Raw genomic sequence first — 11,404 nt, 5'->3', positions numbered from 1 at the left:
CCCCGGCCGCATCGGTGCAGGAGCGCTTCGAGGCGCTCGCGGGCGGCGTCGCGCTGGTCCGGCGCGAGGATCTCTCACCCACCGGCAATCCGACCGCGTCGCGTGCCCTCAGCGGGGTTCCCGGTGTCGTGGTGCAGAACTTCTTCGGCGGCAACGACCAGCCGCGTATCCAGATCCGTGGCTCCGGTCTGCAGCAGAATCCGGTCGAGCGCGGGCTGCTGGTGCTCCAGAACGGCCTGCCCATCAACCGGGCCGACGGCTCCTACATCGTCGGCTTCGCCAACCCGCAACAGGCGGAGGCCATCGAGGTCTATCGCGGCTACATCGCCAACCGCCTCGGCGCCACCGTGCTCGGCGGTGCGCTGAATTTCGTATCGCCGACGGGATCGTCCTCGCCGGGCACGCAGGCCGCCATCAGCGGCGGCAGCTTCGGCCAGATCAATGCCAGCGCGCAGACCGGCGGCAGGAAAGACAATGTGGACGCGCTGGTGCAGGCCGATTTCAGCCGTCGCGACGGCTTTCGCGACTACAACAGCTCCGAGCGCAGCAGTTTCAATGCCAATGTCGGCGCCGTGCTGTCCGAGAACGTCAGCACGCGCTTCTTCATCGGCTACACCGATCTCGGCTTCGATGTGGCGGGACCGCTGACCAAGAGCGCAATGCAGGCCAATCCGCGGCAGGTGTTTGCCGGGCCGACCTTCATCCCGCCGTCGACCTCGATCAATCCGGGGCCGAACGTCGTGCGTGACCGGCCGCGCCGCGAGGCCGAGCAGTTCGTGGCGGGCTCGCGGACCACCGCGACGTTCGACGCGCATCTGTTCGACGTCGCGCTCGGCTATACCCACACCGACGACATGTTCCGCTTTCCGATCTCCTCAGGCGTTCGCGCCACGCGGGGTGACGATGCGACCGGCGTCTTCCGCTACGCCTACAAGCCCGACAGCGCGGCGGCGTTACCGCTGCTCGAAACGACCGCGCAATATTCGGTGGGATCGGCGGATCGGGAGAATTTCATCAACCAGGCCGGGCAGACCGGCGCCAAGTTCGGCGAGAGCCGGCTCGATGCCACCACGCTGGCGCTGCATACCGGCCTCAATCTGCCGGTCTGGGACCGGATCACCGTCTCGCCGGCGATCGCCTATGGCTACGCCACGCGCGACAATGACGACGTCTACCGGAGTGCGACGCGGCCGACGATTGCCTACAATCCGGCAAATCCGACGATGCTGCTGCCGAACGGCGCGGTGCCGACGCAGAGCTCGAGCTATGCGCGCAGCTATTCGGCGTGGAGCCCCAGCCTCGGCGTGACGTTCCGCCCCGTGCCCGGCCAAACCATCTTTGCCGCGGTCAGCCGCAGCTTCGAGCCGCCCTCGCATGACGATCTGCTCGCGACGGTCAACGGGACGCCGAACAGCAGTGCCGGGCGGCCGACGCCGGGCAATCCGGGGCTCGTCGCAGCGGCATTCGCGACGCCCGATCTGAAGGCCCAGACCGCCACCACCGTTGAGGGCGGCTGGCGCGGCCGCGCCGGCATCCTGTCGTGGGACGCGGTCAGCTACTATTCCTGGGTCGACAACGAGCTCTTGAGCCTGCGCGACTCCACCGGCGCGCTGATGGCGGCGTTCAATGCCGACCGCACTACGCATCTCGGCGTCGAGCTCGGCCTCGGCGTCAGGATCACGCCGCGGCTGACCGGCCGCGTCGCCTACACCTACCAGGACTTCCGCTTCGACAACGATCCGCTGCGCGGCAACAACCGTCTGGCGGGCGCGCCGCTACATCTCGTCAACGCGGTCCTGCAATATCAGGCGACCGACGCCTGGAAGCTGGAAGGCGCGGTGCGCTGGAGCCCCGGCCACATGCCGGTCGACAACATGAACACGCTGTTTGCCGATCCGTTCGTGGTCGCCGATCTGCGCACCGAATACCGGATCAGCGAGCGCATCGCGGTATTCGGCGAGATCACCAATCTGTTCAACGCTACCTATGCCGCGTCGACCCTGATCGTCGATCAGGCGCGGCCGGACCAGGCCGCGTTCATCCCCGGCGACGGACGCGGCTATTACGGCGGCATCCGGGCGCGGTTCTAACTTGCAAAGGAGACACCCATGATTGCAGACCACACGATGCCATCGGTCGAACTGCCGGGCGGCGATCTCGACGTGGCGAAGATGCCGGGCCATTGGCTGCTGGCCCGGCTAGGCAAGCGCGTGCTGCGTCCCGGCGGGCTTGGCCTGACGCGCGCGCTGCTGCACGGGCTGGTGATCGGCGCCGAAGATGATGTCGTCGAGTTTGCGCCGGGGCTCGGCGTCACCGCACGCCTGATCCTGGAGCGAGGCCCGCGGCGCTATGTCGGCGTCGAGCGCGATGCGCAGGCTGCCGCGTGGACGAGCCGGCAGCTTCCGGCGAAGGGAAACGTCTCGGTCGTCGTCGGGACCGCCGATCAGACGACCTTGCCGGCCGGCTCTGCGTCGATCGTGATCGGCGAGGCGATGTTGAGCATGCAGACCCAGGAGCAGAAGCGCCGCATCGCGGCGGAGGCGTTCCGGCTGCTTCGCCCCGGCGGGCATTACGGCATCCACGAGCTCGCCGTGACGCCGGACGACATGCCGTTCGGCCAAAGGCAGGAGATCGATCGCGCGCTCTCCGGAGCCATCCATGTCGGGGCACGTCCGTTGTCCGGCGAAGGATGGAGAGGGCTGCTGGAGAGCGTCGGCTTTCAGATCGAGGGGGTCGAGTTCGCGCCGATGCATCTGCTCCGACCCCGGCGCCTGGTGCAGGACGAGGGCCTGGTGGGCGCGTTGCGGCTCGCCGGGAACCTGCTGCTGGATCGGGCGGCGCGGCGCCGGGTGCTGGCAATGCGGCGGGTGTTCGAGCAGCATCGCGCCAATCTGGCTGCGATCCGTGTGATTGCGCGCAAGGTGTAAGCGGGGGTGCTCAGCCCCGCGGCGACCGTGGCGTCCGGCGTTTGGCCACATGTCGGCGCGGCGAGCGTGTCACGCGCGGGCGCAAGCGGGTGACTGCGGCGGCGCGTTTCGGCTTGGCGGCAACTTGCGGGCCGCGGGCCAGATCCATCAGCATGCGCAACGCCTCGACCACCGAGCGGGCGCGCACCGCGCTGCGGCCGATCGCGCCGAAGCGGTGCTCGCGGTGGATGATGCGGCCGTCGCGCGCGGCGACGGCGAAATGCACGAGACCGACCGGCTTGCCGGGCGTCGCGCCGCCGGGACCGGCAATGCCGGTGATGGCGACGGCGAGATCGACGCCGGCACGCTCCAGCGCGCCGACCGCCATCGCGGTCGCGGTCTCCTTGCTGACGGCGCCGAAGTTCGTGAGCGTGCCGGCTTCGACGCCGAGCATCGCGCGCTTGGCGTCGTTGGAATAGGTGACGAAGCCGCGGTCGATCACATCGGAGGAGCCGGGGATATCGGTCAGCGCGCCGGCGACGAGGCCGCCGGTGCAGGATTCAGCCGTCGCGATCGTCAGCTTGCGCATCCGGCACAGGTCGAGCAGCGAGCGGGAGAGGGCGCGTGCGTCGCTGCCGCCCATGGCCTAGACGCTCCAGGGAAGACGGATGGTGGCGCTCGCGGTGGCCGCGATGCCTTCCTCACGGCCGGTGAAGCCGAGCCGCTCGCTGGTGGTCGCCTTCACCGCGACGCGCGAGATGTCGACGCCGGAAATCTCGGCGATGCGCGCGCGCATGGTGTCGCGCAGCGGGCCGATCTTCGGCCGCTCGCAAATCATGGTCACCTCGAGATTGGCAACGCGGCCACCGCGCTGGGTGACGCGTTCGATGGCGTATTTCAGGAACTGGTCGGAAGAGGCGCCCTTCCACTTCGCATCGCTCGGCGGAAAGTGCGAGCCGATGTCGCCGTCGGCGAGCGCGCCGAGGATGGCATCGACCAGCGCATGCAGGCCGACGTCGCCGTCGGAATGGGCGAGAAAACCCTTGGTGTGAGGCACGCGTACGCCGCAGAGCATGAGATGGTCGCCTTCGCCGAAGGCGTGCACGTCATAGCCGGTGCCGGTCCTGATATCGCCGAGCTGGGCAGCCAGGCGCGCTTCCTCGCGCACGAAATCCTCGGGAGTGGTGAGCTTCATGTTGGCAACATCGCCTTCAAAGGTTGCAACCGTCAATCCCGCCCATTCGGCAATCGCGGCATCGTCGGTGAAATCGCTGCGGCCGTCCTTCGCCGCGCGACGATGCGCTTCGAGGATGACGTCGAAACGAAAGGATTGCGGCGTCTGCGCGATTCGCAGGCGCGCGCGGTCCGGCGTGCCCTCGACATTGCCGCCATCGCCGGTGAGCTTGATGGTGTCGGCGACGGGAACGGCGGGGATCGCAGCGCCAGTGCGGCTCGCCGCCTCGATCGCACGCGAGATCAATCCTTCCGAGACGAAGGGGCGCGCGGCGTCGTGGATCAGCACGATATCGGGCTCGTGCCTGACCAGAGCTTCGAGGCCGGCAAGCACCGAGGCCTGCCGGGTCGCACCGCCATTGGTCGGCGGCTCATGCTTGAGCCCCGCGACCGCGGCCGTGAACATGGCGCTGTCATCGGGGTTCACCACCGGCTGCACCACAAACACGTCGGCGTGGCGGCTGAAGGCTTCCATGGCGCGATAGATCACGGGCACGCCGCCGATCTCGCGATATTGCTTCGGCCCGCCGGCGCCTGCACGCAGTCCACGCCCGGCTGCCACGAGGACGACTGCGGTGCGTTGTGATTTCGCCATAGGACTCGAATACTCGGTTGGTGATGAAGAGTCGGGGAGTGGGGTGATTGCCGCATGCCTCTAGCACGGCAGGCCCGCAAAAAAAGGGGGTTTCCCCGGATTGTTGGAAACAGCATTTTGCTGCACTGCACTTGAAAGATTTGCAGAATTGTCTAAACTGTAGGCATGACGCTTGACTGCACAAGAATTGTGCGCAAGATAGGTCATGGCAGGCGCGATGAGGCCCTGCCCAGTCAACGAGACCCCTGTGACCGGTTCGGCAGCATCCGGCTCTAAGCCGTTGAAAATAGGCGATATTGATGTCGCCACCCCGGTCTTCCTGGCACCGATGTCGGGGGTGACGGACTCGCCCGTCCGCCGGTTGGCTGCCGAGCTTGGCGCGGGTCTCGTCGTGTCCGAAATGACGGCCAGCGATGAGCTCGCGAGCGGCCACCGGATGTCCCGGTTGCGCTGCGAAGCCACCGGGATCGGCCCGCACGTGGTCCAGCTCGCCGGGTGCGAGACGCACTGGATGGCGGAGGGCGCCCGGATCGCCGAAGCCGAGGGCGCCGACATCATCGACATCAACATGGGCTGTCCGGCCCGCCACGTCACCGGCGGCCAGTCCGGTTCGGCCTTGATGCGCGACCTCGACCATGCCGTCAGCCTGATCGATTCGACTATCGCGGCGGTGAAGGTGCCGGTGACGCTGAAGATGCGGCTCGGCTGGGACGACCGCAGCCGCAACGCGCCGGAACTGGCGCGGCGCGCGGAAGCCGCCGGCGTCAAGCTCGTCACGGTGCATGGCCGCACCCGCAGCCAGTTCTACAAGGGTGAGGCCGATTGGGATGCGATCCGCGCCGTGCGCGAGGCCACCTGCCTTCCACTCGTCGTCAACGGCGACATCACGACTTACGACAAAGCGCTTGCGGCGCTCGAGGCCTCCGGCGCCGATGCCGTGATGATCGGCCGCGGCGCACAGGGCCAACCCTGGCTGCCCGGCCAGATCGGCCGCCGCCTGAACGGCGGGGCGGCTGAGGCCATGCCGACGCTCGCCACCCAGCTGCATTACGTCCGCACGCTTTATGAAGGCGTCTGCGCGCTTTACGGCCTGCGCGTAGGCCTCAAGCACGCCCGAAAACATCTCGGCTGGGCGCTCGACGTCGCCGCGGCTGCGAGCGGCGCTCCGGTCGAGAAGCTGAAATCCTGGCGCCAGAAGATCCTGACCTCGGAAGATCCGCGCCTCGTCCACCAGTCGCTGCAGGATGCCTTCGACGATTTCGGATGGAGCGCTGCTGCATGAGCTCCGCCGCTGACCATCGCCGGCCCGCCGACAGCGACGCGATCCTGGATGCGTTGCCCAATCCCGTGCTCATGATCGGGCCGGACGGCAAGATCGTCGCCGCCAATATCGCGACCGAAGCCTTCTTCGACATCTCGACGCAGTTCCTGAAGCGGCAGTCGCTGAAAGAGCTGGTGCCGTTCGGCAGCCCCTTGCTGGCGCTGATCGAGCAGGTGCGTTCGTCGAATTCGCCGGTCAACGAATACAAGGTCGATCTCGGCACGCCGCGCATGGGCGGCGACCGCCAGGTCGATCTGCATGTCGCGCCGCTGACCGAGCGGCCCGGCCATATCGTGGTGATGCTGCAGGAGCGCTCCATCGCCGACAAGATGGACCGCCAGCTCACCCATCGCAGCGCGGCGCGCTCGGTCATCGCACTGGCCGCGATGCTGGCGCACGAGATCAAGAATCCGCTCTCCGGCATCCGCGGCGCGGCGCAGCTTCTCGAGCAGCAGGCCTCGTCCGAGGACCGCATGCTGACGCGCCTGATCTGCGACGAGGCCGACCGCATCGTGACGCTGGTCGACCGCATGGAGGTGTTCGGCGACGAGCGTCCCGTGTTGCGCGGCCCCGTCAACATCCATTCGGTGCTCGACCACGTCAAGCGGCTGGCGCAGTCCGGCTTTGCCCGCAACATCCGCTTCATCGAGGACTACGATCCCTCGCTGCCGCCGGTGCTGGCGAACCAGGACCAGTTGATCCAGGTGTTCCTCAATCTCGTGAAGAACGCCGCAGAAGCCCTGATCGACGTCCCCGACGCCGAGATCCAGCTCACCACCGCGTTCCGCCCCGGCGTGCGCCTGTCAGTCCCCGGTCAAAAATCCCGGGTATCCTTGCCGCTCGAATTCTGCGTGAAGGACAACGGACCAGGCGTGCCCGACGATCTTCTGCCCAACCTGTTCGATCCCTTCGTGACCACCAAGCAGACCGGCTCGGGGCTCGGCCTAGCGCTGGTCGCCAAGATCGTCGGCGATCACGGGGGCATCATCGAATGCGAATCTCAGCCGCGCAAGACCACCTTCCGCGTGCTGATGCCGATGTATTCCACATCGGTGAAACATGCCGATCAAAGCAGTCGCGCCGACTCTGCCGGGAAGCCGTCGCCTGCGTCACAGGGGGCGAAATGAGGATTAACGATGCCCGCAGGTAGCATTCTCGTAGCCGATGACGATACCGCCATCCGCACCGTTCTCAATCAGGCACTGTCCCGCGCCGGCTATGAAGTGCGGCTGACCGGCAATGCCGCAACGCTGTGGCGCTGGGTCAGCCAGGGGGAGGGCGATCTCGTCATCACCGACGTGGTGATGCCGGACGAAAACGCCTTCGACCTCTTGCCGCGGATCAAGAAGATGCGGCCGAATCTGCCGGTCATCGTCATGAGCGCGCAAAACACCTTCATGACGGCGATCCGCGCCTCCGAGCGCGGGGCCTACGAATATCTGCCGAAGCCGTTCGACCTCAAGGAGCTGATTGCCATCGTCGGCCGCGCGCTGGCCGAGCCGAAGGAGCGGGTCTCGACGCCGGACGAGGACGCCGAGATGGAGGCGATCCCGCTGGTCGGCCGCTCGCCCGCGATGCAGGAAATCTACCGCGTGCTCGCGCGCTTGATGCAGACCGATCTCACGGTGATGATCACGGGCGAGTCCGGCACCGGCAAGGAGCTGGTGGCGCGCGCGCTGCACGATTACGGCAAGCGCCGCAACGGCCCGTTCGTCGCGGTCAACATGGCGGCGATCCCGCGCGACCTCATCGAATCCGAACTGTTCGGCCATGAGCGCGGCGCCTTCACCGGCGCCAACACCCGCGCCTCCGGCCGGTTCGAGCAGGCCGAGGGCGGCACGCTGTTCCTCGACGAAATCGGCGACATGCCGATGGAGGCACAGACCCGTCTGCTGCGCGTGCTGCAGCAGGGCGAATACACCACCGTTGGCGGCCGCACCCCGATCAAGACCGACGTGCGCATCGTCGCGGCCTCCAACAAGGATCTGCGCGTCCTGATCCAGCAGGGCCTGTTCCGGGAAGATCTGTTCTTCCGCCTCAACGTCGTGCCGCTGCGGCTGCCGCCGCTCCGCGAGCGCATCGAGGATTTGCCCGATCTCATCCGTCACTTCTTCGCGCTGGCCGAGAAGGACGGCCTGCCGCCCAAGAAGCTCGACGTGCTGGCGCTGGAGCGGCTGAAGCAACACCGCTGGCCCGGCAACGTGCGCGAGCTGGAAAACCTCGCCCGGCGCCTCGCCGCGCTCTATCCGCAGGACGTGATCACGGCTTCCGTCATCGATGGCGAGCTCGCGCCGCCCTCGGTCAGCCCGGGTGCCGCGGTCCAGCAGGGCGTCGACAATCTCGGCGGCGCCGTGGAGGCCTATCTGTCCTCGCACTTCCAGGGCTTTCCCAACGGCGTGCCGCCGCCCGGCCTCTATCACCGCATCCTCAAGGAGATCGAGGTGCCGCTGCTCACGGCCGCGCTCGCCGCCACCCGCGGCAACCAGATCCGCGCCGCCGACCTGCTCGGCCTCAACCGCAACACGCTGCGCAAGAAGATCCGGGATCTCGATATCCAGGTCTATCGGAGCGGGGGCTAGTTCCCTCGCGACAAACGCCAAACGCGTTTACGCGAACGGTGGCTCAGCTCCCCCTACCAAAGCGGAGCTGAGCCTGTCCGGATCGCGCTGGCCGTTTTGGCTGACGCGGTGAGCAGAAGTCGGAAGGGGGCCGAAATGTTCCGCGGTCACACATGTTCCGCGGTCACACAAGGGTGAGGCATTCAGCCGCCCGCGACGGCAATCCATCACCTGAACAGTCGTTCGGTCGACGGCACCAGGCGCGCTACGTCTGTCGTCGGCTCCTGCAGACCAGGACCGTTGACCAGCAGATCGGACGCCACGATCAGCAGCAGAACGGCAGAAACCATTATCGCGAGGAAGAACCTATCCATGCCGGGTCAAGCCGGAAGGGCCGGAAACAGTTCCCCGTCTGACATTATCGATCTACCTCTAGAAGGTTCTAAGGTTCTGGCGTCCGCTATGCCCGGAACCGCCGACCGTTGACCTATGTCAACGTCGCCGGTGGCATCTCTCCTTGACTGGCCTCGCACGACAACGAGGTCAGATTGCGATGGAAAATCTGAAGCTGCCTGCCGGTCCCATGTCGGGGTTGGTCACCTCCGCCGTGGAGTATCTGGTCGATGCCGGACAGCGGAGCGTGTTGTTTCTGGATATCATGCGACAGCGCGGCGACCAATATCGCGAGCACGTCGCGCAGACCGCACCGCATGTGCTGCAATATGCTGCCGAGTTGATTACGGACGGCCGCAAACTCGACGAGCCTGTCAACTACGCGCTCGTCCGCATCATCCCGCCCAAGAATGTCGCGATCGACATGAGGCGGCGGCCGTTCGTCGTCGTCGATCCGCGCGCCGGCCATGGTCCCGGCATCGGCGGCTTCAAGGCGGACAGCGAAATCGGTGTCGCGATGAAGGCGGGACATCCCTGCTACTTCATCGGGTTTCTGCCCGAACCCATGCCCGGCCAGACGATCGAGCGCATTGCGCGAGCCGAAGCGAAGTTTCTTGAAACTGTCATCAGCCGTCACCCGGACGCCGACGGCAAGCCTTGCGTCATCGGCAATTGTCAGGCCGGCTGGGCGATCATGATCCTGGCGTCGCTACGGCCGGAGCTGTTCGGACCGCTGATCATCGCCGGCGCGCCGCTCGCTTATTGGGCGGGCGTCCATGGCAAATATCCGATGCGCTATTCCGGCGGCCTCTTGGGCGGAAGCTGGCTGACGGCGCTGACGAGCGATCTCGGTGCCGGCAAGTTCGACGGCGCCTGGCTGGTGCAGAATTTCGAGAACCAGAACCCCTCGAACACGCTCTGGACCAAGCAATACAACGTCTATTCCAAAGTCGACACCGAGGCCGATCGTTATCTGGACTTCGAGCGATGGTGGGGCGGTCACGTCAACCTCAATGCCGAAGAGATCCAGTTCATCGTCGACGAACTGTTCATCGGCAACAACCTCGCCGCCGGCCGGATCGAAATGTCGGACGGGGAGAAGGTCGACCTGCGCAATATCCGCTCGCCGATCGTGGTGTTCTGCTCCAAGGGCGACAACGTCACCCCGCCGCAGCAGGCGCTGGACTGGATCCTCGACTGCTACGCCGACGTCGATGAGATCAGGGCATATGGCCAGACCATCGTTTACACCATTCACGAAAGCATCGGTCATCTCGGGATCTTCGTGTCCGGCGGCGTCGCCAACAAGGAGCATGCCGAATTCTCCAGCAACATCGACCTGATCGACGTGCTCCCGCCCGGGCTCTACGAGGCGACGTTCGAGGCGAGGGGCAGCGAGACGCTCAACGCCGACCTTGCAACGGGACAATGGGTAATGCGTTGCGAGGCCCGAACGCTCGGCGACATCCGGGCCATGGGCGGCAATTCCCCCGAGGACGAGCGGCGGTTCGCCACCGCCAAGCGCATCTCGGAGCTCAATCTTGCAGCCTATCAGAAATTCGTGCAGCCCTGGATCAAGAAGATGGTGACGCCAGAGGCGGCCAACTGGGCGCGCGGCATGCATCCGCTGCGAATGCAATATGAGGCTTTCAGCAGTCAGAATCCATGGATGTCCATGGTGAAGGCGGCGGCCGATCGCGCCGAAGAGAAGCGCAGGCCGGTATCGCAGGACAATCCGTTCCTGGCCTTCCAGGAGCAGGTGTCGAAGCAGATTGTGCATGCGCTCGATAGCTGGCGCGATGCCCAGGAGGCGTTAAGCGAGACCCTCTTCCTCAACGTCTATGGCTCACCTGCGCTCCAGGCCGCGGTCGGCATCGACCCCAACGCCGTGCCGACACGGCGCCGCGAGATGTCGGACGAGCATCGCGCCATGCTCGAAAGCAGGATTGCGGAGTTGAGGGCGAAGATTGGTGACGGCGGCCTGCGGGAGGCTGCTATCCGCGCGCTGCTCTATGTCGGCTCCGCGCGCGGCATGGTGGACGAGCGCAGCATCGAGGCGCTGCGCCAGGTCAGGCGCGACCATGCCGGCTCCCGGATGACCCTGTCCGAATTCAAGATGCTGGTACGCGAGCAGTTCTTCATGCTGCTGCTCGACCGCGAGGGCGCGGTGGCGGCCATTCCAAGGTTGTTGCCCGAGGACATGAACCGGCGGCGCGCGGCCTTCGCGGCGATGCGCGAGGTGCTCTCGGCAAGCGCGGACATCACCGGCGAGCGCGCCAATCGCCTGAGGCGAGTCGCCGAGTTGTTTGGCCTGGACGGAGAGGGCGAGATGACGTCGAACGTCGCGCCATTCGATCCCCAGGCAAGAGCGTCGTAGCGCGGTTTGGCGAAAGCGGGA

8 protein-coding genes are annotated in these 11,404 nt (G+C 66.3%); 6 read left to right on the top strand and 2 right to left on the bottom strand.

Features of this window, described 5'->3' with window-relative positions; all coding sequences use genetic code 11:
- Together XI04_RS15000 and XI04_RS14995 are read left to right on the top strand one after the other, a co-directional pair.
- Window positions 1-2,090, top strand: a 2,090-nt coding sequence (locus XI04_RS15000) for a TonB-dependent receptor family protein (protein ID WP_271623721.1), incomplete at its 5' end; no start/stop codon positions are given.
- 18 nt (window positions 2,091-2,108) lie between these two features.
- Entirely contained in the window at window positions 2,109-2,927 is an 819-nt protein-coding gene (locus XI04_RS14995) for a class I SAM-dependent methyltransferase (RefSeq protein WP_271610059.1), read from the top strand.
- Window positions 2,928-2,937: 10 nt separating this feature from the next.
- On the opposite strand, the gene XI04_RS14990 is transcribed toward XI04_RS14995, so the two are convergent.
- Both XI04_RS14990 and XI04_RS14985 read right to left on the bottom strand, forming a co-directional pair.
- A complete protein-coding gene (locus XI04_RS14990; RefSeq protein WP_038946748.1) occupies window positions 2,938-3,549 on the bottom strand; it encodes a CinA family protein in 612 nt (203 codons plus the stop codon).
- 3 nt (window positions 3,550-3,552) lie between these two features.
- The gene (locus tag XI04_RS14985) at window positions 3,553-4,734 is read right to left on the bottom strand and encodes a bifunctional 2-C-methyl-D-erythritol 4-phosphate cytidylyltransferase/2-C-methyl-D-erythritol 2,4-cyclodiphosphate synthase (RefSeq protein ID WP_038946749.1); all 1,182 of its coding nucleotides are present in this window, start codon (window positions 4,732-4,734) and stop codon (window positions 3,553-3,555) included.
- A gap of 280 nt (window positions 4,735-5,014) precedes the next feature.
- Here XI04_RS14985 and dusB point away from each other — a divergent pair, with 280 nt between their 5' ends.
- The 4 genes from dusB to XI04_RS14965 all read left to right on the top strand — a co-directional run bounded on the left by dusB (window position 5,015) and on the right by XI04_RS14965 (window position 11,383).
- Window positions 5,015-6,016: a tRNA dihydrouridine synthase DusB gene (gene dusB / locus XI04_RS14980; protein WP_085971620.1), complete on the top strand. Its 1,002-nt coding sequence runs from the start codon at window positions 5,015-5,017 to the stop codon at window positions 6,014-6,016.
- On the top strand, window positions 6,013-7,182 hold the full coding sequence (locus XI04_RS14975; RefSeq protein ID WP_038946751.1) for a two-component system sensor histidine kinase NtrB: 1,170 nt from the start codon (window positions 6,013-6,015) through the stop codon (window positions 7,180-7,182). The genes dusB and XI04_RS14975 overlap by 4 nt, the downstream gene beginning before the upstream one ends.
- 9 nt (window positions 7,183-7,191) lie before the next feature.
- Entirely contained in the window at window positions 7,192-8,634 is a 1,443-nt protein-coding gene (ntrC, locus tag XI04_RS14970; protein WP_028144677.1) for a nitrogen regulation protein NR(I), read from the top strand.
- 532 nt (window positions 8,635-9,166) lie between these two features.
- Window positions 9,167-11,383: a DUF3141 domain-containing protein gene (locus tag XI04_RS14965; RefSeq protein WP_038946754.1), complete on the top strand. Its 2,217-nt coding sequence runs from the start codon at window positions 9,167-9,169 to the stop codon at window positions 11,381-11,383.
- The last annotated feature ends 21 nt before the right edge of the window (window positions 11,384-11,404 follow it).

The organism is Bradyrhizobium sp. CCBAU 11430, from assembly GCF_028128855.1.
Classification (GTDB): Bacteria; Pseudomonadota; Alphaproteobacteria; order Rhizobiales; family Xanthobacteraceae; genus Bradyrhizobium; species Bradyrhizobium ottawaense.
The sequence above is the reverse complement of the archived record's forward strand: the minus strand, read 5'-3'. Positions and strand labels throughout refer to the sequence as shown.

What these genes read in the sequence shown, in the direction of transcription:
- XI04_RS14995 (WP_271610059.1), top strand. Translation starts at nt 2,109, where the DNA reads ATGATTGCAGACCACACGATGCCATCGGTCGAACTGCCGGGCGGCGAT.
- XI04_RS14990 (WP_038946748.1), bottom strand. Translation starts at nt 3,549, where the DNA reads ATGGGCGGCAGCGACGCACGCGCCCTCTCCCGCTCGCTGCTCGACCTG.
- XI04_RS14985 (WP_038946749.1), bottom strand. Translation starts at nt 4,734, where the DNA reads ATGGCGAAATCACAACGCACCGCAGTCGTCCTCGTGGCAGCCGGGCGT.
- XI04_RS14975 (WP_038946751.1), top strand. Translation starts at nt 6,013, where the DNA reads ATGAGCTCCGCCGCTGACCATCGCCGGCCCGCCGACAGCGACGCGATC.
- ntrC (WP_028144677.1), top strand. Translation starts at nt 7,192, where the DNA reads ATGCCCGCAGGTAGCATTCTCGTAGCCGATGACGATACCGCCATCCGC.
- XI04_RS14965 (WP_038946754.1), top strand. Translation starts at nt 9,167, where the DNA reads ATGGAAAATCTGAAGCTGCCTGCCGGTCCCATGTCGGGGTTGGTCACC.